This window comes from Streptomyces sp. XY431, from assembly GCF_001279805.1.
GTDB lineage: Bacteria > Actinomycetota > Actinomycetes > Streptomycetales > Streptomycetaceae > Kitasatospora > Kitasatospora purpeofusca.
Genome location: NZ_LGDO01000116.1, coordinates 53,971 through 77,533 on the forward strand (window position 1 = coordinate 53,971; position 23,563 = coordinate 77,533).

Genomic DNA, 23,563 nt, shown 5'->3' on the forward strand with positions numbered 1-23,563 from the left:
ATGACGAACCGCACCCGAACCACTACCTCCGGTTTCGGCGACCTGCCGGGCCTGATGGCGCTGATGACCGGCGACGAGAAGCACGGCCCGGCCGCGACCTCCACCCTGGACGCCCTGTGGGTGCTCTACGACCGGGTCCTGCGGGTCACCCCGGAGACGGCGCAGGCCCAGGACCGGGACCGCTTCCTGCTCTCCAAGGGCCACGGCCCGATGGCGTACTACGCGGTGCTGGCGGCCAAGGGCTTCCTCGACCCGGAGGTGCTGCCCAGCTTCGGCGCGTACGACTCGCCGCTCGGCCACCACCCGGACCGGCTGCTGGTCCCCGGAGTGGAGATCAGCTCGGGCTCGCTGGGGCACGGGCTGCCGATCGGGGTCGGCACCGCGCTCGGCCTGCGCGCCCAAGGGCTGCACGACCCGGCGGTCTGGGTGCTGCTCGGCGACGCGGAGTTCGACGAGGGCTCCAACCACGAGGCGGTGGCCTTCGCCGGGGCCTACGGCCTGGACCGGCTGCACGCCCTGGTGATCGACAACTCCTCCGCCACGCACGGCTGGCGCGGCGGCATCGCGGCGCGCTTCGCCGCCGAGGGCTGGTCGGCGGAGACCGTGGACGGCCGTGACCACGAGGCCCTGCACGCGGCGTACACCGCCGGGCACCCGGGCCGGCCGCGGGTCGTGGTCGCCCGCGTCGAACCGAAGAACTCCTGAGCCGGAAAGGGCCCGAACATCCATGGACACCATGCGCGACCGTTTCATCGAGGTCACTTCCGGTCTGCTGGACGAGGACCCCCGGCTCGCCCTCGTCCTCGCGGACATCAGCGCCGCGGGCTTCCAGCAGGCCGCCGAGCGGCACCCGGACCGGCTGGTCAACGTCGGCATCCGCGAACAGCTGCTGATCGGCGCCGCCGCCGGACTGGCGCTCACCGGGATGCGGCCGATCGCCCACACCTTCGCCAGCTTCCTGATCGAGCGGCCGTTCGAGCAGGTCAAGCTGGACCTCAACCACCAGGGTGTCGGCGCGGTGCTGGTGAGCGCGGCCGGCTCCTACGACTGGCCGGCCGGCGGCCGCACCCACATGGCGCCGGGCGACGTCGCCCTGCTGGACACCCTGGCCGACTGGACGGTGCACGTGCCCGGCCACCCGGACGAGGCGGAGCGGCTGCTGCGGCACGCGGTGGCCGACGGCGACCGCAAGGTGTACGTCCGGCTGTCCGCGCACCAGAACGAGCGGGCGGTGAAGGTCGAGCCGGGCCGGTTCACGGTGGTCCGCGAGGGCGGCCGGGGCACGGTGGTCGCGGTCGGCCCGATGCTGGACGCCGTCCTCGCCGCCACCGCCAACCTGGACGTCACCGTGCTGTACGCGGCCACCGTCCGGCCCTTCGACGGCGCCGCGCTGCGGGCCGCCACCGGGCGGCGGGCGGACGTGGTGCTGGTCGAGCCGTACCTGGTCGGCACCTCCGCCAACGCGGCGCACGAGGCGCTCGCCGACCGGCCGCACCGGCTGCTGGCCCTTGGGGTGCCGCAGGCGGAGCACCGGCAGTACGGCTCGATCCCCGAGCACCTGGCCGCCTACGGGCTGGATGCGCACGGGCTGCGGGAGCGGATCGACGGCTTCCTGAAGTAGCGGCGGCGACCCGGGAAGTACTGGCGACCCGGGAAGTACTGGCGACGTCGGGCCGACGCGGGGACCGTCAGCGGCGGACCACCGCGACCGAGTCCGGATCGAGGGTCAGCCGGTCCCCGGAGCGGTGGTGCCCCCCGAACGCGGCCACCACCTCGCCGGCCGCCGGCACCGCGGCCGCCGCCGTCCCCAGGTTCACCGCCACCCGGTACGGTCCCCGGTGCACCACCAGCCAGCGGGCGTCCTCGTCGAACTCGACCCGGACGGCGGCCAGATCGGGATCGGTCAGCTCCGGGTGCTCCCGCCGCAGCCGGATCAGCGTCCGGCTCCAGTCCAGCAGCGCCCGGTGCGGCCCGCGCCGGGGCTCGGTCCAGTCGAGCACCGAGCGCAGTACGGTGGCCGGCTCCTGCGGGTCCGGCACCGAGTCCGCCGCCCAGCCGTGCTCGGTGAACTCCCGCCGCCGGCCCCGGCGGACGGCCTCGGCGAGGTTCGGGTCGGTGTGGTCGGTGAAGTACTGCCAGGGCGTGGCCGCGCCCCACTCCTCGCCCATGAACAGCATCGGGGTGAACGGTGAGGTGAGCACCAGCGCGGCCCCGCAGGCGAGCCGGCCGGGGGAGACGCTGGTGGAGATCCGGTCGCCGAGCGCCCGGTTGCCCACCTGGTCGTGGGTCTGCAGGTAGCCGAGCAGCCGGTGGCCGTGGGCGGGCGGGAACGGGCGGCCGTGGTGGCGGCCGCGGAACGAGGACCACCCGCCGTCGTGGAAGTACCCCCGGGTGAGGGTCCGCGCCACGGCGGCGAGCGGTGCGGCGGCGAAGTCCCCGTAGTAGCCCTGGGACTCACCGGTCAGGGCGCAGTGCAGGGCGTGGTGGAAGTCGTCGCTCCACTGGGCGGCGAGCCCCTGCCCGCCGGCCTCGCGGGGCGCGGTGGTGCGCGGGTCGTTCAGGTCGGACTCGGCGACCAGGAACAGCGGGCGGTTGGTCGCCACCGCCAACCGGTCGACCTCGGTGGCGAGTTCCTCCAGGAAGTGCACCGCCCGGTCGTCGGCCAGGGCGTGCACGGCGTCCAGCCGCAGGCCGTCGATCCGGTAGTCGCGCAGCCAGCCGAGCGCGCTGCCGATCAGATAGGCGCGCACCTCGTCGGAGCCGGGCGCGTCCAGGTTGACCGCCGAGCCCCACGGGGTGTGGTGCCGGTCGGTGAAGTAGGGGCCGAAGGCGGGGAGGTAGTTGCCGGCCGGGCCGAGGTGGTTGTGCACCACGTCGAGGACGACGCCGAGGCCCTTGCGGTGGGCGGCGTCGACGAAGCGCTTGAGGCCCTCGGGGCCGCCGTAGGGCTCGTGCACGGCCCACAGCGACACACCGTCGTACCCCCAGCCGTGCTTGCCGGGGAACGGGCAGACGGGCATCAGCTCGACGAAGTCGACGCCCAACTCGACCAGGTGGTCCAGTCGTTCGGCGGCCGCCTCGAAGGTGCCGGCGGCCGTGAAGGTGCCGATGTGCAGCTCGTACAGCACCGCTCCGGGCAGCGGGCGGCCGCGCCAGCCGGTGTGCGACCAGTTGAACGCGGCATGGTCGACGGCCCGGCTGGGTCCGTCCGGGCCGTGCGGCTGCCGGGGCGAGCGCGGGTCCGGCAGCGGGCGCCCGCCGTCCAGGACGAACGCGTAGTCCCCGGCGGGTGCGTCGCCCTGCCACCACCCGGCGCGGACGAGGTCCCGGGCCAGCGGGTGGTGCGCGCCGTCGACCGCCACCTCGACCCGGTCGGCGGCGTTCGGGGCCCAGACCTGGTACCTCATGACGTGCCCCTCCTGGTCAGCAGGACCACCGGCCGGTCGCCGGCCAGCAGTTCGCCCACCGGGACCGGGCCCGACGGGAAATGACGTTCCGTCAGTTCGTCCGTCCAGCCCGGCCCCTCGGGCAGGTGCAGCACGGTGTCGTGCCAGCCGCCGGTCCGGGCGAGCCGGTACGGCAGCCGGGTGACGGCGGTGAGGACGTCCGGGCCGCGTCCGAAGGCGAGCAGGTGGCCGGCGGCCGGGCCGACGGCGGTGAGCGGGCGGTGGGCGCCCAACTCCCGGGTGCGGCGCAGGTGCAGGGCGGTGGTGGTGAGGTGCAGCTTCTCCCGGGCCAGGTCGCCGGTGCGGGCGGTCGGCGAGTCGGTGAGCCGCACGGCCAGCGCGCCGAGGTCGACCGGGCGCCGGTTGTCCGGGTCGACCAGGGTGTGGAGCGGCTCCTCGCTGCCCTGGTAGAGGTCCGGCACCCCGGGCACGGTGAGGTGCAGCAGGGCGGCGGCGAGCGTGTTGGAGCGGGCGTACGGGGCGAGCCCGGCCACGTACCCCTCGATCCGGGGCAGCAGCCCGGGGTTGCCGAAGACACCGTGGACGCGGTCGGTGAGGGCGCGTTCGAAGCGGACGTCCTGGGTGGTCCAGGAGGTACGGAGCTTCGCCTCGCGGGCCGCCTTGAGCACGGCGGCGACCAGCCGTTCCGGGGAGAGCGGCCAGCCGGCGACCAGGGTCTGCCAGAGCACCCAGTCGCTGTCCGGGTCGTGGCCCGGGCCGGAAGCGGAGCCGTAACCCGAGCCCGAGCCGGAGCCCGTGCCCGTGCCCGAGCCCGTGCCCGAGTCCGTGCCGTGCCCGGCCGCCGTCGACCAGGCCGCCGCCTCGGCGGCCCACTCCCGGGGCTGCTCGGCCAGCACGGCCAGCCGGGCCCGGGCGTCGGCGCTGCGCTTGGTGTCGTGGGTGGAGAGCACCGTCATGGTGTGCGGCCAGTGCCGTTCGACGTAGTGGCACCAGGCGTGGAAGTCCGCCGGCCGCACCCCGGGCCGGGCGGGCTCGCCGCCGACCTCGTTGAGGCTCAGCAGCGCGTTCCAGCGGTAGAAAGCGGTGTCCTCGACGCCCTTGGCGGCCACCGCGGCCGCGGTCTGCCCGAACCGGACGGCGAACTCGTCCTGTTCGGGCCCGCGCCCGAGCGCGCCCGCCGCGAGCTCGGCGACGAACCGGTCGGTGGCATCGGTGGGTCCCTCGTCGGCCGCGCGGGCGGCATGCAGCTGCTCGGCGGAGGTCTCCGGCAGCGGCTCCCCGGGGCGGACGTAGGGGCGGTACGCGGGGTAGCCGGTCAGCAGCCGGCCCAGTGCGGCGCGCAGCCGCTCCGGCGGGTGGTCGGCGTGCGCCGGGTGGGCGGCGCCGAGCCGGACGGCCAGCCGGACCAGCCGCTCCACCTCGGCGGACAGCTCGCCACCGGGCCCGGTCATGTCGGCCCGCCCCCGCCGGGCGGCGGCCAGCGCCGGGTGCGGATCGGCGCACGGTTCGCCGTGGTCCGGCCCGGCGGCTCCGTCGGGGGAGGCGGTCAGGAACGCCTGGTACGCCCCGGCCAGCCGGCAGGCGCCCGCGTGGTCGGTGAGCACCCCGTCGATCCGGCGCAGCGCGTCGTACCCGGTGGTGCCGGCGCAGGGCCAGTCGGCGGGCAGCCGCTCGTCGCCGGTGAGGATCTTCTCCACCACCGTGTAGGCCCCGCCGGTGGCCGCGGCCAGCCGCTCCAGGTAGCCGCGCGGATCGGCGAGCCCGTCCGGGTGGTCGATCCGGAAGCCGTCCAGCACGCCTTCGCGGTGCAGCCGCAGCAGCACGCCGTGGGTGGCCTCGAACACCTCGGGGCGCTCGACCCGGACGGCGATCAGCTCGTTGACGGTGAAGAACCGCCGGTAGTTCAGCTCGGTGCGGGCCAGCCGCCACCAGGCCGGGCGGTACCACTGCCGGGCGAGCAGCTCGGGCAGCGGCAGCGTCTCGGTGCCGGGGCGCAGCGGCAGCACGTGGTCGTGGTAGCGGAGGGTGTCGCCGTCGACGGCCAGCTGGTCGAGCACGGCGCCGAGCCGGTCGCCGAGCAGGGGCAGCAGCACCCGGCCGCGTCCGGGGGCGTCCACCGGGCCCGGCTGGGCGGTCCAGTCGATGTCGAACCAGTCCGCGTACGGCGAGTCGGGGCCGTCCCGCAGCACCTCCCAGAGCGGCCGGTTGAGGTGCTCGGGGACGGGGACCGCCATGTGGTTGGGCACCACGTCGGCGATCAGCCGCAGCTGGTGCCGGTGCGCCTCGGCGGCCAGCGCCCGCAGCGCCTCCTCGCCGCCGAGCTGCTCGGATATCCGGCCGTGGTCGACGGTGTCGTAGCCGTGGGTGGAGCCGGGCGCGGCGGCCAGCAGCGGGGAGAGGTGCAGGTGGGAGACACCGAGGGCGGCCAGGTAGGGGACGGCGGCGGTGGCGTCGTGCAGGGTGAAGCCGGGCTGGAGCTGGAGGCGGTAGCTGGCCGACGGCACGGCGGCGGGGGCGGCGGCCGGGCGGGACTGCGCGGGCTCGGCGGCGTGGGTCATGCCTCCATGCCTACCCGGCGGGGCGCTGGGGCAAGACCCGTTGCTGGACCGAACAGGTGAGCGGGGCCTGTCGGGGGTGGGTGTGTGTGGGGGCGCTCAGTGCCCGCGGCGGCGCCACCCCCGGGGCACCGTGAAGTAGCCGGGACGCTGCAGCCCGCCGGCGCCGGAACGGCCGAGGCGGAGGATCCGGCCGTGCTCGGCCCGGGCGGCCCGCACCGCCTCGGCGGCGGCCGGGTCGGCCGCGTACTGGGCGAAGGAGCTGTTGAACATGGTCGGGCTCGGCTCCGCGACCGGCGTCCGGCCGGGCTCGTCCCAGGTCAGGCGCGCCCCCAGGGCCCCCGGTACGGACAGCGCGGGGAGCTCGCGCGGCGACCCGTCCGGGTGGCGGCCGCCGTCGCGGTAGTACGCCAGCGCGGCGGCGACCGAACCGGGCGGGTGCGGCAGCCGGGGGTCGGCGTGCGCCCCGGTGCCCCAGTCGGCGACGGCCGCCGCGTCGATCCGGCGCAGCAGCTCCGGCGGGTCCAGCGCGGTGGCGAAGTAGGCGGTCGCGGCGAGCTGGCAGACCAGCTCCAGACGGCGGCCCGGGTCGAGCCCGAGCCCGGGGGTGACCCGGCGGTCGTCCAGCTGGGCGACGACGAGGGTGACCCCGTCGACCGCGCCGAGCCGTTCGACCAGCCCCTCGACCAGGGCGTGTTCGGCGGCCCGGGCGGCCTCCGCCGCGGGGGTGCGGGTGCGTGCGAGCACCCACCGCTCCGGGGGCGGGCGCCGGACCGTCGCGTCCGCGACCCGCCCCGGGACGGAGAGCAGCGTCCCGAGCAGGAACTCCGCCGTGGTCGTCCGATCGCCCGCCATCGCCCCCGCCGCCCCTCGGTCCGGTCCCCGGGCAGGCTCCGGCCTCCCCGGGGACCACGGTGGCCCGTGCGACGGCGGCTGCGCAAGGGCCGTCGGCACACCGGCGCACCGCGGGTACCGGTACTCAGGCCGGGCGCTGCAGCACCATCAGCGAGCGGTCGGTGAGCCAGAGCACGTCCCCGGCTTTGACCACCGGGCCCGTCCCCGGCGCGGGCAGCCGGGACTGCGCGGTGTCCACCACGACCTGCCACTCCTGCCCGTGCCCGGCCGGCACGGTGAACTCCAGCGGCTCGAAGTGCGCGTTGAACATCAGCAGGAAGGAGTCGTCGACGATCCGCCCGCCGCGCCGGTCCGGCTCCGAGATGGCGTAGCCGTTGAGGAAGACGGTGAGCGACTTGGCGTAGCTGGCACCCCAGTTGCGTTTGGTCATCTCCTCCCCGGCGGGCGTGAACCAGGCGATGTCGGTGAGGTCCTCGTACGCGCCGGCCCCGCCGCCCTCGCCGGTGGGCCGCCCCGGGACCGGGCGGCCGTGGAAGAAGCGGCGGCGCCGGAACACCGGGTGGTCGCGGCGCAGCCAGACCATGCCCTGGGTGAACTCCAGCAGCCGGGCGTCCGGCCCGTCCCCGGTCGGCCAGTGCACCCAGCTGAGCGGATTGTCCTGGCAGTAGGTGTTGTTGTTGCCGTGCTGGGTGCGGCCGAGCTCGTCGCCGTGGGAGAGCATCGGCACGCCCTGGGAGAGCATCAGGGTGGCGAGGAAGTTGCGCTGCTGGCGGGCCCGCAGCTCCTCGGTTCCCGGGTCCTCGGTGGGGCCCTCGACCCCGCAGTTCCAGGAGCGGTTGAAGGACTCGCCGTCCCGGTTGTTCTCGCCGTTGGCCTCGTTGTGCTTGTCGTTGTAGGAGACCAGGTCGCGCAGGGTGAAGCCGTCGTGGCAGGTGACGAAGTTGATCGAGGCGATCGGGCGGCGGCCGTCGTCCTGGTAGAGGTCGGAGGAGCCGGTGAGCCGGGAGCCGAACTCGGCGAGGGTGGCGTTCTCGCCGCGCCACAGGTCGCGGACGGTGTCCCGGTACATGCCGTTCCACTCCGTCCACAGCGGCGGGAAGTTGCCGACCTGGTAGCCGCCCTCGCCGAGGTCCCAGGGTTCGGCGATCAGCTTGGCCTGGGAGACCACCGGGTCCTGCTGGACCAGGTCGAAGAACGAGGAGAGCCGGTCCACCTCGTGGAACTGCCGGGCCAGGGTGGCGGCGAGGTCGAAGCGGAAGCCGTCGACGTGCATCTCGGTGACCCAGTAGCGCAGCGAGTCCATGATCAGCTGGAGCACGTGCGGGCTGCGCATCAGCAGGCTGTTGCCGGTGCCGGTGGTGTCCTCGTAGAACCGCTGGTCCCGGGCGAGGCGGTAGTAGGAGACGTTGTCGAGGCCGCGCAGGGAGAGCGTCGGGCCCAGGTGGTTGCCCTCGGCGGTGTGGTTGTAGACCACGTCGAGGATGACCTCGATGCCGGCCGCGTGCAGCGCCTTCACCATCGACTTGAACTCCTGCACCTGCTGGCCCCGGTCGCCGGTGGAGGAGTAGGAGGAGTGCGGGGCGAAGAAGCCGATGGTGTTGTAGCCCCAGTAGTTGGCCAGCCCGAGGTCCCGCAGCCGGTGGTCGCGGACGAACTGGTGCACCGGCATCAGCTCGATCGCGGTGACGCCGAGCTTGGCGAGGTGCTCGATCACGGCGGGGTGGGCGACGCCCGCGTAGGTGCCGCGGATCTCCTCGGGGATCCCCGGGTGCAGCTTGGTCAGGCCCTTCACATGGGCCTCGTAGAGCACTGTGCGGTGGTAGTCGGTGCGGGGCGGCCGGTCGGTGCCCCAGTCGAAGTACGGGTTGATCACCACCGAGTGCATGGTGTGCGGGGCCGAGTCGAGGTCGTTGCGGCGCTCGGGGGCGCCGAAGTGGTAGCCGTAGACCGACTCGTCCCAGTCGATGTTCCCGCTCATCGCCTTGGCGTACGGGTCCAGCAGCAGCTTGGCGCTGTTGTGCCGCTGGCCGAGGCCCGGGTTGTAGGGGCCGTGGACGCGGAATCCGTAGCGTTGGCCCGGCTGGACGCCCGGGAGGTAGGCGTGCCGGACGAAGGCGTCGGTCTCGCGCAGTTCGACGGAGGACTCCGAACCGTCCTCGTCGAGCAGGCAGAGCTCGATCCGGTCGGCGCTCTCCGAGAACACGGCGAAGTTGGTGCCGGCCCCGTCGTAGGTGGCACCGAGGGGGTAGGAGGTCCCTGGCCAGACCTGCATGGTTCCTCAACTTCCTTGCGTAGAAGGAGAACTGATGTGGAGTCCGATGGTCGGGCCCGGACCTCGGAGGCACTCTCTTCCCGGCCTTGCGGCCGGGCATGCGCCGCTCGGGCACCGTGACCCACGGCACACGGCGGCACAGTCCGCATACTCCCCGACGCTTCCCCCGGCGGCGGGTCCATTTGTGCCGTATTCGCCCGAACGGGTGTCCGCGCGCGTCGTCACGAGCCGTCATGAGTGGCCGTGGCGCCCTCGCGGCTCCGTCGAGGGGCTTTCGTGGTGGGCGGGGCGGGTGAGACGGTTGGGGTGTCCCGGCGGCCCGGCCGCCGCCGTGCCCCAACCGGCTGCGGGCGGTTCGCGGCGGGCAGTACCCTTGATCGTCCGGCTGTTCGGGACTCATGGCGATCCATCAGGCGAACCGTCGGCGAACCGGCGGTGCGTCGGCGGTGCGCCGACCGGTCGTCCGGTCGCCCGGTACGCCGAGCGGCCGACCGGTCGGACGGCGGACAGGCGGACAGGCAGACAGCTCCGAGCGGCCCCGGCCGGCTCACGACAGGAACCAGGTGAGGTGCGCATGGTGTTCCCCGCCGGCGGTCGTGGCGGTGGGCCCGGCGGCCCCGACCGTGGCGGCGCCCGCAGCGAGGCGCCGACGGTGGTCATGCGCCCCGCCCTGACCGGCGGGCGCTCGCTCGTCCCCGCCCAGGGCGGGCCGGTCGAGGTCCCCGCGCTCGCCTGGTCCGGCGCCGAGTGGGAGGACGCCTACCAGCGGGTCAGGCTCTCCGGCCGCGCCTACGTCTGGCTCAACCTGGTCGAGCAGCGGCTCCGCTCGCTCGTCGACGAGGTGCTGCACCCGATCTACGCGCCCGCCCACGGCGAGGACTGGGTCACCGCCGCGGCCGGCCCGGCCGGCGAGGAGTGGGCGCACCGGGCCGGCGCCGTCCGCGAGGTCAGCCGCCGCAAGGGCTACCTGCTCGACCCGGCCGACGACGACCCGCTGGTCTTCCTCACCCTGCCGCAGCTGCGCGAACTGATGGTCCAGCACTGGCCCTGCTTCGAGCCCTACCTGGCCGACCGCCGGGAGATCGAGCTGGCCCTCGACGAGCTGGAGGTCGCCCGGCACGTCGTCTCCCGCAACCGCGTCCTCACCCCGACCGTGCTCGCCCAGGCCGAACGGGCCGCCGCCCGGCTGCTCGCCCTGCTCGACGGCGGCACCGGGGCCGTGCCCGCGGACGTGGTCGAGTCCCTGGTCGCCGGCCGGTACGCGGACGTCGTCGCCGTCCACCCCGACCGGGTCCGGCTCCAGCGGGACCTGCCGGTCGAGGACCTCCTCGACGGCGCCCGGCGGCTCGACGCGCTCGGCATCGGCCTCGGCATGCTCTGCCAGAACTACACCGGCAAGCGGCTGGTCCGGCTCGCCACCGAGGGCTGCCGGGTCCGGCTGCTCTTCCTCAACCCGGCCAGCAGCGCCGTCCGCCGCCGCGAGCGCGAACTCGGGCTCGGACGCGGCGAGCTGGGCCGCTCCATCCAGATGAACATCCTGCACGTCCGCCGGGTCCGCGCCGCGCTGCGCGACCAGGGCGGCTTCGAGATCCGGGTGTTCGACGAGACCCCGAGGTTCACCGCCTACCTGGTCGAGGGCACGCCGGCGGGAGCGACGGCCCCCGGCGGCCGGCGGCAGACCCGCGACCTCGGCGTCGTCCAGCCGTACCTGCGGCGCGCCCGCGGCATGGAGTCGCCCGCGCTGGTGCTGCGCGGCGGCGCCGGCCAGGAGCCGGGCGGCACGGACGCCGGACTGCTGGAGGTCTACCGCGAGGAGTTCGAGGGCATCTGGGCGGACTCCCGCCCGGTGTCCTGACTCCCGTCGTCCTGACCCCCGTCTCCCCCGGGCGGGGGAGACGGTCCCTCTCGCGGCGGAAGTGGCGCGGGTGTCGCGACCGGCACCTTGGAAGCACCGGGCCGGAGCGGCCCGGCCACCCTCCGAGGAACCGAGGTCCGACCATGCGCACACTCCTGCTGGGCGCCGTGACGGCGAGCGCCCTGGTGCTCGCCACCCCGACCTTCGCCGCCGCCGCCCCGGCGTCCACGGCAGCTGCCGGGGCGTCCGCTCCGGCATCCGCCCCGGCGTTCTCGGGCACCGAGCGGTCGAGCGCGAGCCTGCACGGCTGGGCCAGGCTCGACCTGTTCGGGCCGGTCCCCGAGCCCAGCCAGCTGATCACCCTGGGCGTGGACGCCCACACCACCGGGCGCCCGTCCACCGGGAGCCGGGGGCACGCCACCATCCAGCACGTCTTCGACCGGGGCACCGACCGGGAGTTCGCCGCCCGGGCCGAGATCCGGGTGGACTGCCTGACCGAGCGGGACGGGACCGTCGTCCTCACCGGCACCGTCGACTCGGTGACCTACACCGCCGGCCCGGGCCTGGACCCGGTGCCGCCGTTCCCGAGCGACTGGCACCCCGAGGTGGCCCTCGGCTTCCGCCACGACGAGCAGGGGCGGCTGCGGGTCGGCTGGAGCGGCGTCCCGGCGGAGCCGACCGCCCCACCGGCCGCCACCGCCTGCCAGGCCCCGACCGACCCCGGCCTCCACCTCGTCCGGGGCGGCTTCGCCTTCCGCCGGTAGGGCCCGTGCGGCTCCCCCTTCCGGGCGGCGAGCGGAGGCGGGCCGGGGTGGGCGTTGCTAGCGTCGATTCCATGATCAGCGGCCCGGTCCCGGGCCCGCCTCCCCCTCGTGCTCCGCCGCCCCGGAAGGCCCGCCGTTGACCAGTCAGCACACGACCGAGCCCGGCGCCCCCGGCACCTCGCGCCGCACCTTCGTCCGCACCGCGCTCGGCGCCGGCGCCGTCGGGGCCCTCACCCTCGGCGCCGGCGGCCCCGCCCCGGGCGCACCCGTCGCCACCACCGGTCGGATCCCCTTCCACGGCGTCCACCAGGCCGGCATCCTCAACCCGCCCCCCGGCTACGGCACCTTCCTCGCCCTCGACGTCCACGTCAACGACCGGGCCGCACTGGCCGCCCTGCTGCGCACCCTCACCGACCGGATCCGCTTCCTCACCGACGGCGGCACCCCGCCCGACCTCGGCCCCGGCGCCGCGCCCTCCGACAGCGGCACCCTCGGCCCCGCCGCCCTGCCCACCGACGACCTCACCGTCACCGTCGGCGTCGGCGCCTCCCTCTTCGACGCCCGCTACGGCCTCGCCGACGCCCGCCCCGCCGGGCTCACCGCGATGCGCGCCTTCCCCAACGACGGCCTGCGCCCCGCCGAGTGCCACGGCGACCTCTCCCTCCAGGTCTGCGCCACCAGCCGGGACACCGTCCAGCACGCGATCCGCGACCTGCTGCGCGCCACCAGCAAGTCGCTCAGCCCGCGCTGGCAGCTCGACGGCTACCAGAACCGCGCCCGCCCCGCCGGCGCCGCCCGCAACCTGCTCGGCTTCAAGGACGGCATCCAGAACCCCGACACCGGCTCCGCCCAGCAGATGGACGCCCTGGTCTGGGTCGGCGCCGACGCCGGCGGACCGGCCTGGGCCGTCGGCGGCAGCTACCAGGTGATCCGCGCCATCCGCACCCTGGTCGTCCCGTGGGACGAACTGCCCCTGCGCGAGCAGGAGCGGATCATCGGCCGCCGCAAGTCCGACGGCGCCCCGCTCGGCCGCACCAAGGAGGGCGACACCCCCGACTTCACCCAGGACCCGGACGGCGCCGTGATCGCCCTCGACTCCCACATCCGCCTCGCCAACCCCCGCACCGACGCCACCCGCGCCGACCGGATCCTGCGCCGCGCCTTCAACTACGACCGCGGCCTCGATGCGGGCGGCGTCCCCGAGCTCGGCCTCGCCTTCTGCTGCTACCAGCGCGACATCGCCCGCCAGTTCGAGACTGTCCAGACCCGCCTGATCGACGAACCCCTCGCCCGCTTCCTCCGCCCCACCGGCGGCGGCTACTTCTACGTCCTCCCCGGTGCCCAGGACGCCGCCGACTGGCTCGGCCGCACCCTCCTCGCCCCGGCCTGACCGGGGGACCGGGGCCCGCGCCGGGCGCCCGGGGACGGACCCAGGGGCCGGATTGTCGGAGGGGCGGGTGATGATAGGGGCTGTTCGAGTGGAGGACGGAAGGACGCATTCCTATGAGCTGGTGGCAGCAGCCACTGGTCGGCTTCGACCTGGAGACCACGGGTACCGACCCGGCCGTGGACCGGATTGTCACGGCCGCCCTCGTGGACACCGTCGGGGACCGCCGGCTGGATGCCACCGGGTGGCTGCTCGACCCGGGGGTGCCGATCCCCGCCGAGGCGGCGGCGATCCACGGGATCGGGGACGACCTGGCGCGGGCCAAGGGGCGGCCCGCCAAGGAGGCGGTGGACGAGATAGCCGGCGCGCTGTGCGCGCGGCTCGCCGAGGGGCGGGCGGTGGTGGCGTTCAACGCCCCGTTCGACCTCTCGATGCTCGACGCCGAGCTGCGCCGGCACGGGCTGCCGGCGCTGGCCGAGCGGCTCGGCGGGCCGGTCGTGCCGGTGCTCGACGCGCTGGTGATCGACCGCGCGGTGGACAAGTACCGCAAGGGCTCCCGGACCCTGCAGCGGGTCTGCGAGGTGTACGGCGTCGAGCTGACCGACGCCCACGAGGCGGGCAGTGACGCCCTCGCCGCCGTCCGGGTCGCGGTCGCCCTCGCCGAGCGCTACCCGGAGCAGGTCGGGGACGTCCCGGTGGCCGAACTCCACGCCCGTCAGATCGACTGGCACCGGGCCTGGGCCGAGGACCTCCAGGCGTGGCTGCGCCGGGCCAAGGACCCGGAGGCGGTCATAGACCCCCGCTGGCCCCTGCGCTGAGCCCGGTCCGCAGCAGCAGGGCCTTGGCGGCGGTGAACCCGGCCGCGTCGAGGGAGCCCTCGCGGTGCAGGGCGGCGAGGCGTTCGAGGGCGGCGGTGGCCATGGCGCGGAGTGCAGGGCTTGCCGGTGAACGGGCGTACCGCTGAACGGGATTACGGCTGAACGGGCTCACGGGAGTACCGGCTCACGGGCGGCCACCGGCACGGCCGCCCGGTGCGTGGTCAGAACGGGTACCAGCGCACCTCGGTGGCGCCCGTCCGCAGCGAGTCCACCCGGCGCCGGAACTCGGCCAGTGCCGCCGGGTTGCCCGGTGCCTGCTGGGCGACCCAGGAGGCGCTGGCCGTCTCCCTGGCCCCGCGCAGCACCGCGAAGCCGGGCCACTCGCGCACGTCCCAGCCGTACGCCCCGGTGAACTCCCGGTAGTCCTCGTCCGGCACGCCGTACCGGTCGTGGCTGAGCGCGAGCACCACCAGGTCGTGCTCGCGCAGGTCGTGCGCGACGAACTCCAGGTCGAGCAGGACGGGCCCGTCCGGACCGACGTGGACGTTGCGCGGCAGCGCGTCGCCGTGGATCACCCCGGTCGGCAGGTGCGGGACGAGCTCGGCCGCCGCGGCGGCGAAGGAGTCCCGGCGGTCGCGCAGGAAGTCGACGTCGGCCGGGTCGACGTGGCCCTCGGCGGAGGCGAGCCAGCGTTCCACGGGGGCGAGCAGGTCGCGGCGGCCGAGGGCGAACGGCGGGTCGGGCAGCCGGTGCACGGCGTGCAGCAGCGGGGCGAGGTCCACCGGGCGGGCGGGCCGCTCGGCGGGGGCGAGCCGGTGCCAGAAGGTGACCGGGTGACCGTCGGCGAGCCGCGGTCCGGCGGGCACCGCGTCGTAGGGGCGGACCACCGGGACGCCGTGGCCGGCCAGCCAGTCGGCGACGGCGAGTTCACGGCGGGCCCGGTCGTGCAGTTCGGGCGTGCGGCCGACCTTGGCGACCACGGCCGGGTCGCCGAGGTCGAAGACGGCGTTCTCGCCGAGGGCGAGCAGCCGGGCGTCGGCGGGGTCGGGCAGGCCGGCGGACTCGCAGGCACGGGCGAGCAGCAGCCGCGCCCGCCCCTCGTCGAAGCGGAGCATGAGGGTCGGTTTCCTTCGTGACAGCCGGGTGAGGACGGTCGATCATTCTGGCAAACGGGTGCCGGGCCCCGCGCGATGCGGGGCCCGGCGGTCGTCCGGGGTCTGCGGGCCCGGGGGCCCGGTGGGGAAGGGTCAGACCCCGATCCGGCGGTGCCGGGCCTGCGGGACGGTCGGTTCGGCGGTGGCGGCGGCCGGGGCGAGCGGGGCGAGCGGGGCGCCGGCGCCGAGCGGCGGGACGGTCTCGCCGTGGGAGAAGTCGGGCAGCCAGGCGAGCCAGCGCGGCAGGTACCAGTTGCGCTCGTCGAGCAGGGTCATCACCGAGGGCAGCAGCACCGCGCGGATGATCGTCGCATCGATCAGCACCGCGACCGCGAGGCCGACGCCCATCTGCTTCATGGCCTGCATGGAGAGGGTGCCGAAGACCGCGAAGACCGCCACCATGATCACGGCCGCGCTGGTGACCACCCCGGCCGTGGAGCGGATGCCGTGGGCGATCGCGGCCCGGGTGGGCAGGCCCCGGTCGCGGCCCTCCTTGATCCGGGAGACCACGAAGACGTGGTAGTCCATCGAGAGGCCGAAGAGGATCACGAAGAGGAACAGCGGCACCCAGGACTCGACCGCGCCGACGCCCTCGGTGCCGAGCAGCGAGGCCCCGACACCGTGCTGGAAGACCAGCGTCAGCACCCCGTACGCGGCGCCGACCGAGAGCAGGTTGAGCACCACGGCGGTGCCGGCGACGGCCAGCGAGCGGAAGGAGGTGAGCATGAGCAGGAAGGCGAAGACCACCACGAAGCCGAAGACCACCGGCATCGATCCGGTCATCTTGGCGTTGAAGTCGTAGGAGCCGGCGGTGCGGCCGGTGACCGGGGCCTCGGTGCCGGGCACGGCGAGCACGGTGGCGGGCACGAGGTCCTCGCGCAGGGTGCGCAGGGCGGCGTTGCTGACCGCGTCGTTGCCGCTGCCGTTGAGCGGGATGTCGACGGTGGCGACGTTCTGCTCGGGGTGGACGGTGACGTCGACCGGTCCGTGCATCCGGCCGGAGGCCAGGGCGCGGGCCTTGAGGTCGGCGATCGCGGCGGTCATCGCGGGGGAGTCGATGTCGGTGGCCTTGATCACCACGGAGGCGGGCGCGGGGCTGCCGGGGAAGGCCGCCTCGATCTTCTGCGAGACGGCGACCAGCTCGTTGCCCTTCGGCAGCTGCTGCTGGAAGGTCAGGTTGGCGGTGTGCATGGTGAGCAGCGGCGCGGCCAGGCCGATCAGGACGGCGCCGGACAGGGCGGCGGCGGCCAGCGGTCGGCGCAGCACCGGGGTGAGCACGGCGTTCCAGAACCGGCCGCCGGTGGTGGCGGCGCCGGGGCGGCGGAGCCGGTGGAGGAAGGGCACCCGGCCCTTGTCGACCCGGTCGCCGAGCATCGAGAGCAGTGCGGGCAGCACGGTGAGCGAGCCGAGCACGGCGGTGACGACGACCACGATGGTGGCGTACGCCATGGCCTTGAACTCGGCGATGCCGGTGAGGAACATGCCGGCCATCGCGATCACCACGGTGACGCCGGAGACCAGTACGGCCCGGCCGCTGGTGGCGGCGGCGATCCGCAGCGAGGTGTCGAGGTCGCGTCCGGCGGCCCGCTCCTCGCGTTCGCGGCGCAGGTAGAAGAGGCAGTAGTCGACGCCGACGGCGAGGCCGACCAGCAGCATCACCGAGCTGGCGCTGTTGCTGGTGTGCAGGATTCCGCTGCTGAGGGCGACGAGTCCGCCGGCCGCGACGAAGGCGGTGATCGCGAGCAGGACGGGCAGGACGGCGGCGACCAGCGCGCCGAAGGCGACCAGCAGGATGCCGAGGGCGAGCGGGACGGCCGTCCACTCAGCGCGGGCGAAGTCGTCGGCGAACTGCTCGTCCATCCACTTGCCGGAGCTGGCGTCGCCGAGTTCCACCACGGTGAGGTCGGGGTGCTGCTTCTGGACGGCGGCGACGGCGTCGACCACGGCGCCGACGTTGGCGGTGGCCTCCTCGTGGTCGCCCTTCACGGTGAGCTGGACGAGCGCGGAGCGGCCGTCGGCGGAGACCGCCTTGGTGTCGTAGGGGGAGCGGACGTCGCCGGCCTTGCCGGTGCCGTTGACCCCGGCGATCACCTGGTCGACGACGGCGCGGAAGGCGGGGGCGTCGGCGGTCCGGTCGGTGCTCTGGATCAGGACGGTCTCGGTGGAGGGGGACTTGAGTCCGGCCCGGTCGAGGATCTCGGCGGCCCGGGAGACCTGGCCGGGCATGGCCTCGGCCTCGTCGACCTGGGTGCTGCCGTGCAGGCCGCCGAGGAAGGTGGCGAGGACGACGAACAGCAGCCAGCCGAAGACGGCGGTCTTTCTGTGCCGGGCGCTCCAGGCGCCCATGGCGGCGGCCATGCCGGGCTTGGTGTTCACGGTTCCCCCTGGAAGAGCGGCCGGCGCCGGTGGCGGGCGCGGGCCGGGTGTACGGCGGTGGTCGGCCGCCGGAGTGCGGCGCCGGGTGCGGTCCGGCGTCGTGATCGACAGTAGGGAAGCGGGTGCTGACGGGGTATCCGGCTGGCGGGGGAGTGCTCCCTGTGGTCTTCCTGGGGGACGGGGTGGGGTTTTCCCTACCAGGCAACCCTGATATCTCCTCCTGGGGTCAGGGGGGCAAGCTCCACCCTGAGGGGGAGCCGTCTCCACCCCGAGTACGAGGTCAAGCCGGTCCTCCGCACGCGAAAATGGCTCGGGGGCACTTCGTGGCGCCCCCGAGGGGGTCGCACTGCGGCAACGGGGTCACGGGGAAAACTGCTTGCCGGTCGGCTAGCAAGTGACCGTAGGATGAGCCTCTCTGAGTACTTACCTGCCGACCGGCTAGACCTGTGCCCCGCACAAGTCGGGCCGATCCGATCCGTCGCCCGACGTCCCGTCCCCCGAGGGCTGCGGTGAACCATGCCCAGGAGGCATCACGAGCATGTTCCACCGACTAGGACATTTTGTCGTCCGTCGCGCCTGGTGGGTGATCGCGGCGTGGGTCGTCGCGATGATCGCCATCGCCGTCTCGGCCCCGAAGATCACGGCCCAGACCGACGAGGCCGCATTCCTCCCCAAGCACTACGAGTCCATCCAGGCCGCGCAGTTGCAGGAGAAGGCGTTCCCGGCGAACTTCACGCCCTCCGCGCTCGCCCTGTTCGAGCGCAACGACGGCGCCCCGCTGACGGCCGCCGACAAGGCCGCCGTGGCGAAGATCGTCCAGGGCCTCACCGACAAGAAGATCGAGCACGTCGAGCAGATCGTCCCGGTCAGCGACCAGACGACCTCCAAGGACGGCAAGTACGCACTGGCGCCGATCGCCATCGACAAGACCACCCAGAACTCGGAGAAGTTCGGCGAGGTCGCCAAGACGGTCCGTGACGAGGGCAAGAAGCTCGCCGAGGGCACCGACCTGAAGTACCAGCTCGGCGGCCAGGCCGCCCAGCAGCTGGACCAGCAGGAGTCCTCCGGCGCGGCCGACGCCGTCATCGGCATCAGCAGTGTCGTCCTGGTCGCGATCATCGTCGGCCTGATCTTCCGCAGCGTGCTGGCCGGCCTCCTGCCGGTGCTGCTCTCGCTGGTGATCGCGATGCCCACGGCGAACGGCCTGATCGCCTACGCGACCAAGGCGTTCGACCTGAAGTCCACCCCGGTGCTGTCGGCGATCCTGATCGTCGTCGTGCTCGGTGTCGGCACCGACTACTTCCTGTTCCTCGCCTTCCGCTACCGCGAGCGGCTGCGGGCGGGCGACACCCGGCAGGAGGCCGTGGCCAACGCCGTCTCCCGGGTCGGCGAGGCGATCGCCTCCGCGGCCGGCGCGGTCACCGTCGCCTTCGCGGTGCTGATCCTCTCCAGCCTCGGCATGTTCAAGGCGCTCGGCCCGGCGCTGGCCATCGCGGTCGTCGTCACCGCCTTCGCCTCGCTCACCCTGGCCCCGGCCGTGCTCACGGTCATCCCGGCCCGCGGGGTGTTCTGGCCCGGCAAGAAGTGGATGCACGAGCCGAGCGACGCCCGGTTCGCCGCCCTCGGCCGCGTCGTCGAGAAGAGGCCGGCCCTGGTGGCCGTCGCCTCCGGTGGTGTGCTGCTGGCCCTGACCGCCGGTGCCCTCGGTTACAACGGGACCTTCGACCTCGCGGGCAGCTCCATGCCCAAGACCGCGGAGTCGATGGTCGTCCAGGACAAGCTGGTCAACGGCTTCTCGGCCGGTGCCGCGGACCCGACGCACGTCTACCTGACGGCCGACGGCGGGGCGAAGCTCGACCAGGGTGCCTTCAGCGGCTACGCCGCCAAGCTCGGCGCCGTCCCCGGTGTTGCCGAGGCCCCCGCGACGCCGCAGCTCAGCAAGGACGGTGCGACGGCGGACTTCACCGTTCTGCTCAAGCACGAGCCGTCCAGCAACGACGCGATCGACACGGTCACCGACCTGCGCAAGGTCGCCCACGCCGAGGCGCCGTCCGGCACCGAGGCCAAGGTCGGCGGCATCACCGCGATCTACAAGGACATCAACCTGGCGATGTCCCACGACTACAAGCTGGTGTTCCCGATCGCGGGTCTGCTGATCCTGCTGATCCTGGCCCTCCAGCTGCGCAGCGTGGTCGCCCCCTGGTACCTGATGGCCTCGGTGGGCCTCGGCTTCACCGCGACCCTCGGCTCCTCGACCCTGCTGTTCCAGAACATCAAGGGCGAGCACGGCATGATGTTCATGCTGCCGATCCTCATCTACCTCTTCGTGGTGGCGATCGGTACCGACTACAACATCCTGATCATCGCCCGACTGCGCGAGGAGGCCCGCGCGGGCCGCAGCCCGCGCGAGGCGGCCCGCGAGGCGGTGCGCCACGGCGGCCCGACCGTCGCGGCGGCCGGCTTCATCCTGGCGGTGTCGTTCGCGACCTTCATGCTCGCGGGCAACATCTTCATGCTGGAGTTCGGCTTCGGCATGGCCTTCGGCATCGCCCTGGCGGCCTTCGTGATGGCGATGTTCTTCACGCCGGCGCTCACCGCGCTGGTCGGCAAGGCCGCCTGGTGGCCCGGCCACGGTGCCGACGCCACCGGTGGCCACGGCGAGGCCGGTCCGGCGGCGGGCGCGCACAGCGCCCACGGTCTGCCGGAGTCGGCCGGGCGGCGCTGACCGCCCACACCTGCCGGTAGCGACACGGACGGCGCCCGCCTCATGGCGGGCGCCGTTTGCCCGTTCCGCCGATCCGGCAAACGTGATCTGTGTGGCAGAAACTCCCCGGTCAATCGGGGTGCGGACGTGCTAGAGTCGTATCAGTTGCAGTTTTGGTTCCCATGAACGTATGTGTGCGCCTGCTGGTACCAACCAACAGGCGCATTTGTTTTGTCCGGTGTTTCAGCCTCCGGATGGGGATCGCGGCTACTTGGGGTCCACGAGGTGTGGGCTCCGATGCCCCAGTTAGAGGAGACGGTTATGGCTACCGGCACCGTGAAGTGGTTCAACAGCGAAAAGGGCTTCGGCTTCATCGAGCAGGAGACTGGCGGCCCGGACGTGTTCGCCCACTACTCGAACATCACGGCTCAGGGTTTCCGTGAGCTGCTCGAGGGCCAGAAGGTCGAGTTCGACGTCACCCAGGGCCAGAAGGGCCCGCAGGCCGAGAACATCCGCGTCATCGGCTGACGTCAGCCTCCGCTGACGCGCGATTTCGCGTAGCGAGGGCCCGCACCGCACGGTGCGGGCCCTCGCTCATGCCGCCGAACGGCCGGGGCGGCGAACTCCTTTCCGACGGCCGGACCAGCCCCTTACCCGGGGCTGTCACGCTCTGGATGGAGATCCTGTGACCACCCCTGCCCAGCCGCACCGCGACGGCGGCCGTTCCCGCAAGCCCCGCACCGGCGCCCCGCGCACCGGCGGCGCCCCGCGTACCGGCGCCTCCTCCCGGCCCCCGCGCCGGAACGCCCCCCGGGTCGCCGAGCCCGCCGACTTCACCGTGGTCGAGGGCACCCCGGCCCGTCCGCCGGCGGCGAGCTTCGCCGAGCTGGAGCTCCCCAAGGGCCTCCTGAGCGCGCTGACCCGCCAGGGCGTCACCGAGCCGTTCCCGATCCAGGCCGCCACCCTCCCCGACTCGATCGCCGGGCGCGACGTGCTCGGCCGCGGCCGCACCGGCTCCGGCAAGACCCTCGCCTTCGGCCTGTCGCTGCTCGCGCGCACCGCCGGCCGCCGGGCCGACGCCCGCCACCCGCTGGCGCTGGTGCTGACGCCCACCCGCGAGCTGGCCCAGCAGGTCACCGAGGCCCTCACCCCGTACGCCACCGCCGTCAACCTGCGGATCGCCACCGTCGTCGGCGGTATGTCGATCACCCGGCAGGCCAACGCGGTGCGCCGCGGCGCCGAGGTCCTGGTCGCCACCCCCGGCCGACTGGACGACCTGATCGGTCGCGGTGACGTCAACCTCTCCGATGTCGCGATCACCGTGCTCGACGAGGCCGACCAGATGGCCGACATGGGCTTCCTGCCGCAGGTCACCAAGCTGCTGGAGCAGGTCGCCGAGGGCGGGCAGCGGATGCTCTTCTCCGCCACCCTGGACCGCAACGTCGACCGGCTGGTCAAGCGCTTCCTGACCGACCCGGTGACCCACTCCGTGGACCCCTCGGCCGGTGCGGTCACCACCATGGACCACCACCTGCTCCAGCTGGACCCGGCGGACAAGGCGTCCACCACCGCCCACATCGCCTCCCGCGAGGGGCGCGTGATCATGTTCGTGCACACCAAGCACGGCGCGGACCGGCTCGCCAAGCAGCTGCTGGCCAACGGCGTGAAGGCCGCCGCCCTGCACGGCGGCAAGTCCCAGCCGCAGCGCAACCGGGTGCTCGACCAGTTCCGCGACGGCCACGTCACCGCGCTGATCGCCACCAACGTCGCCGCCCGCGGCATCCACATCGACGGCCTCGACCTGGTCGTCAACGTCGATCCGCCGATCGACCACAAGGACTACCTGCACCGCGGCGGCCGCACCGCCCGGGCCGGCGAGTCCGGTACCGTCGTCACGCTCGTCCTGCCGGACCAGCGGCGCGAGGTCAGCCGGCTGATGACGGTGGCCGGGATCCGTCCCACCACCACGAAGATCCGCCCGGGCGACGTCGAGCTCACCCGGATCACCGGTGCCCGCACCCCGAGCGGCGTGCCGATCACCGTGGCCGTGCCCGCCCCGGCCGCGCCGGCCCAGGCCGACGGGGAGGGCGGGAGCGCCGCGAAGAACGGCTCCCCGCGCCGACGCTCCGGCAAGCGCTCCGGGCTGCCGACCGACGTCGACATGAACGGCAACCCGCGCCGGCCCCGCCCCAAGCAGCGCACCGGCGCCGCGGGCGGCGGGCAGGGCGGCGGCGCGTCGCGCCAGGCGGCCGGCTTCATCGGCCGCGCCTCCGGGCGGGCGAAGCCGGGCAGCGGCTCCAAGTCCGGCTCCAACTACGGCACCGGCCGCCAGCGCCGCCAGGGCGACTGACCGACCCGGCTCCCGACGGCCCGGCTCCCCTTCGAGGGGGAGCCGGGCCGTTCGCATGCGCCTCCGAGGTGCCGGCGCGGGCCGGTGGTTTCCGGACGGATCGTCCGGTGCCCCGGCCTGCGGGCGTTCTCGCGCATCCGTTCGTACCGGTGCCCGTCCGTGGACGGACCGTTGGCGTGATCATCTCCCCCTCGTGTTGACCGTGGCCGCACATCACCCCGAGGCTTCACGCGGCCCGCACAACCGGTACACCGTCATCACGGTTCCTGGACAGCGGGTCGACCGGTTCATCGTCCTCGGAAGGATCTTCCCGATGCGTCGTACCGCCGCGCTCCTCAGCAGCGCCGCCCTGCTGGGCGCCGCCGCCACCCTCGCCTCGCCCGCCACCGCCGCCCCGGCCGCGGGGAACTGCTACGCCTACACCGGCGGCTGGAACGCCTACGGCGTCTGCAGCGGCAGCGACCCGCTCCAGGGCTGGTACGTCAGTGCCACCTGTCGTTACTGGAACGCCGACCACACCGTGCAGTTCTCCCGGCCCACCAGCGGCGTCGTGGTGTTCGGCGACGGCACCTCGGTCGCCTCCTGCGGGATCAACGACACCGTGGAATTCCCGCGCGTCGTCTACGCCGGCCGTCTCCCCACCCAGCCCGCCGGTCCGGTCGGCCCGATCACCGGCTACGCGAGCAAGTGCGTGGACGTGAAGGGCGCCAGCAGCGCCGACCGCACCCCCGTCCAGATCTACGACTGCAACGGCACCAACGCCCAGCAGTGGAAGATCGCCGTGGACGGCACCGTCCGGGCCTTCAACAAGTGCCTGGACGTCGCCGGTGCGGGCACGGCCAACGGCACCAAGGTCCAGCTGTACACCTGCAACGGCACCGGCGCCCAGCAGTGGCAGGTCCGTGCGGACGGCTCGATCCTCAACCCGATGTCCGGTCGCTGCCTCGACGACCTGGGCTTCTCCACGGAGAACGGCAACCAGCTCGGCATCTGGGACTGCAACGGCGCCGCCAACCAGGTCTGGCACGTCCCCGCCTGATCCGGTCCGTCGGTCGAGCCTCCCGCG

The 23,563-nt window shown here is 74.0% G+C and carries 17 protein-coding genes; 10 read left to right on the top strand and 7 right to left on the bottom strand.

What is annotated here, in order from left to right; genetic code table 11:
* Nucleotides 1–705, top strand: coding sequence for a thiamine pyrophosphate-binding protein (locus ADK60_RS14735; protein ID WP_053646297.1), 705 nt, complete (start codon nucleotides 1–3; stop codon nucleotides 703–705).
* A 22-nt stretch (nucleotides 706–727) separates the two neighbouring features.
* A complete protein-coding gene (locus ADK60_RS14740; RefSeq protein ID WP_045939365.1) occupies nucleotides 728–1,621 on the top strand; it encodes a transketolase family protein in 894 nt (297 codons plus the stop codon).
* 67 nt (nucleotides 1,622–1,688) lie between these two features.
* Here ADK60_RS14740 and treZ read toward each other — a convergent pair whose 3' ends face one another.
* From treZ to glgX, 4 genes are all read right to left on the bottom strand, one after another.
* Complete coding sequence (gene treZ, locus ADK60_RS14745) at nucleotides 1,689–3,407, bottom strand: malto-oligosyltrehalose trehalohydrolase (RefSeq protein WP_053646299.1); 1,719 nt, start codon at nucleotides 3,405–3,407, stop codon at nucleotides 1,689–1,691.
* A complete protein-coding gene (treY, locus tag ADK60_RS14750) occupies nucleotides 3,404–5,965 on the bottom strand; it encodes a malto-oligosyltrehalose synthase (RefSeq protein WP_053646301.1) in 2,562 nt (853 codons plus the stop codon). Before treY ends, treZ begins: the two co-directional genes overlap by 4 nt.
* A gap of 96 nt (nucleotides 5,966–6,061) precedes the next feature.
* Nucleotides 6,062–6,817, bottom strand: coding sequence for a hypothetical protein (locus ADK60_RS14755; RefSeq protein ID WP_053646303.1), 756 nt, complete (start codon nucleotides 6,815–6,817; stop codon nucleotides 6,062–6,064).
* A gap of 124 nt (nucleotides 6,818–6,941) precedes the next feature.
* A complete protein-coding gene (glgX, locus tag ADK60_RS14760; RefSeq protein WP_045939373.1) occupies nucleotides 6,942–9,089 on the bottom strand; it encodes a glycogen debranching protein GlgX in 2,148 nt (715 codons plus the stop codon).
* 574 nt (nucleotides 9,090–9,663) lie between these two features.
* On the opposite strand from glgX, the gene ADK60_RS14765 reads away from it, so the two are divergent.
* The 4 genes from ADK60_RS14765 (at nucleotide 9,664) to ADK60_RS14780 (ending at nucleotide 13,913) form a co-directional block, all read left to right on the top strand.
* Complete coding sequence (locus ADK60_RS14765; RefSeq protein WP_052708979.1) at nucleotides 9,664–10,944, top strand: DUF5919 domain-containing protein; 1,281 nt, start codon at nucleotides 9,664–9,666, stop codon at nucleotides 10,942–10,944.
* 143 nt (nucleotides 10,945–11,087) lie between these two features.
* Nucleotides 11,088–11,708: a hypothetical protein gene (locus ADK60_RS14770; protein WP_053646305.1), complete on the top strand. Its 621-nt coding sequence runs from the start codon at nucleotides 11,088–11,090 to the stop codon at nucleotides 11,706–11,708.
* 136 nt (nucleotides 11,709–11,844) lie between these two features.
* Nucleotides 11,845–13,098 carry a Dyp-type peroxidase gene (locus ADK60_RS14775; protein WP_053646307.1) on the top strand — a complete coding sequence of 418 codons (1,254 nt, stop codon included), beginning with the start codon at nucleotides 11,845–11,847 and terminating at the stop codon, nucleotides 13,096–13,098.
* 113 nt (nucleotides 13,099–13,211) lie between these two features.
* Nucleotides 13,212–13,913, top strand: a complete 702-nt coding sequence (locus ADK60_RS14780) for an exonuclease domain-containing protein (RefSeq protein ID WP_053646309.1) — start codon at nucleotides 13,212–13,214, stop codon at nucleotides 13,911–13,913.
* Here the strand turns inward: ADK60_RS14780 and ADK60_RS47640 are convergent.
* The 3 genes from ADK60_RS47640 to ADK60_RS14790 form a co-directional block, all read right to left on the bottom strand.
* On the bottom strand, nucleotides 13,885–14,016 hold the full coding sequence (locus tag ADK60_RS47640; RefSeq protein ID WP_286185278.1) for a hypothetical protein: 132 nt from the start codon (nucleotides 14,014–14,016) through the stop codon (nucleotides 13,885–13,887). The genes ADK60_RS14780 and ADK60_RS47640 overlap by 29 nt on opposite strands.
* A 118-nt stretch (nucleotides 14,017–14,134) precedes the next feature.
* Complete coding sequence (locus ADK60_RS14785) at nucleotides 14,135–15,028, bottom strand: phosphotransferase enzyme family protein (protein WP_079008368.1); 894 nt, start codon at nucleotides 15,026–15,028, stop codon at nucleotides 14,135–14,137.
* Nucleotides 15,029–15,160: 132 nt separating this feature from the next.
* On the bottom strand, nucleotides 15,161–17,425 hold the full coding sequence (locus ADK60_RS14790; RefSeq protein ID WP_063783153.1) for an MMPL family transporter: 2,265 nt from the start codon (nucleotides 17,423–17,425) through the stop codon (nucleotides 15,161–15,163).
* A 556-nt stretch (nucleotides 17,426–17,981) separates the two neighbouring features.
* On the opposite strand from ADK60_RS14790, the gene ADK60_RS14795 reads away from it, so the two are divergent.
* The 4 genes from ADK60_RS14795 to ADK60_RS14810 all read left to right on the top strand — a co-directional run bounded on the left by ADK60_RS14795 (nucleotide 17,982) and on the right by ADK60_RS14810 (nucleotide 23,536).
* Nucleotides 17,982–20,168 (top strand): MMPL family transporter, encoded by a 2,187-nt coding sequence (locus ADK60_RS14795; RefSeq protein ID WP_053646311.1) that lies wholly within the window; start codon nucleotides 17,982–17,984, stop codon nucleotides 20,166–20,168.
* A 300-nt stretch (nucleotides 20,169–20,468) separates the two neighbouring features.
* Entirely contained in the window at nucleotides 20,469–20,675 is a 207-nt protein-coding gene (locus ADK60_RS14800; protein ID WP_030391310.1) for a cold-shock protein, read from the top strand.
* Between the two features lie 157 nt (nucleotides 20,676–20,832).
* Nucleotides 20,833–22,497: a DEAD/DEAH box helicase gene (locus ADK60_RS14805; protein WP_079008369.1), complete on the top strand. Its 1,665-nt coding sequence runs from the start codon at nucleotides 20,833–20,835 to the stop codon at nucleotides 22,495–22,497.
* 313 nt (nucleotides 22,498–22,810) lie between these two features.
* Nucleotides 22,811–23,536 carry a ricin-type beta-trefoil lectin domain protein gene (locus tag ADK60_RS14810; protein ID WP_053646313.1) on the top strand — a complete coding sequence of 242 codons (726 nt, stop codon included), beginning with the start codon at nucleotides 22,811–22,813 and terminating at the stop codon, nucleotides 23,534–23,536.
* Nucleotides 23,537–23,563 lie beyond the last annotated feature (27 nt).

Excerpts from the sequence above, each read along its gene's own strand:
- ADK60_RS14735 (WP_053646297.1), top strand. The coding sequence starts at position 1 with ATGACGAACCGCACCCGAACCACTACCTCCGGTTTCGGCGACCTGCCG.
- ADK60_RS47640 (WP_286185278.1), bottom strand. The coding sequence starts at position 14,016 with ATGGCCACCGCCGCCCTCGAACGCCTCGCCGCCCTGCACCGCGAGGGC.
- ADK60_RS14800 (WP_030391310.1), top strand. The coding sequence starts at position 20,469 with ATGGCTACCGGCACCGTGAAGTGGTTCAACAGCGAAAAGGGCTTCGGC.
- ADK60_RS14785 (WP_079008368.1), bottom strand. The coding sequence starts at position 15,028 with ATGCTCCGCTTCGACGAGGGGCGGGCGCGGCTGCTGCTCGCCCGTGCC.
- ADK60_RS14810 (WP_053646313.1), top strand. The coding sequence starts at position 22,811 with ATGCGTCGTACCGCCGCGCTCCTCAGCAGCGCCGCCCTGCTGGGCGCC.
- glgX (WP_045939373.1), bottom strand. The coding sequence starts at position 9,089 with ATGCAGGTCTGGCCAGGGACCTCCTACCCCCTCGGTGCCACCTACGAC.
- ADK60_RS14790 (WP_063783153.1), bottom strand. The coding sequence starts at position 17,425 with ATGGCCGCCGCCATGGGCGCCTGGAGCGCCCGGCACAGAAAGACCGCC.
- treY (WP_053646301.1), bottom strand. The coding sequence starts at position 5,965 with ATGACCCACGCCGCCGAGCCCGCGCAGTCCCGCCCGGCCGCCGCCCCC.
- ADK60_RS14770 (WP_053646305.1), top strand. The coding sequence starts at position 11,088 with ATGCGCACACTCCTGCTGGGCGCCGTGACGGCGAGCGCCCTGGTGCTC.
- ADK60_RS14755 (WP_053646303.1), bottom strand. The coding sequence starts at position 6,817 with ATGGCGGGCGATCGGACGACCACGGCGGAGTTCCTGCTCGGGACGCTG.
- treZ (WP_053646299.1), bottom strand. The coding sequence starts at position 3,407 with ATGAGGTACCAGGTCTGGGCCCCGAACGCCGCCGACCGGGTCGAGGTG.
- ADK60_RS14765 (WP_052708979.1), top strand. The coding sequence starts at position 9,664 with ATGGTGTTCCCCGCCGGCGGTCGTGGCGGTGGGCCCGGCGGCCCCGAC.
- ADK60_RS14795 (WP_053646311.1), top strand. The coding sequence starts at position 17,982 with ATGTTCCACCGACTAGGACATTTTGTCGTCCGTCGCGCCTGGTGGGTG.
- ADK60_RS14780 (WP_053646309.1), top strand. The coding sequence starts at position 13,212 with ATGAGCTGGTGGCAGCAGCCACTGGTCGGCTTCGACCTGGAGACCACG.
- ADK60_RS14740 (WP_045939365.1), top strand. The coding sequence starts at position 728 with ATGGACACCATGCGCGACCGTTTCATCGAGGTCACTTCCGGTCTGCTG.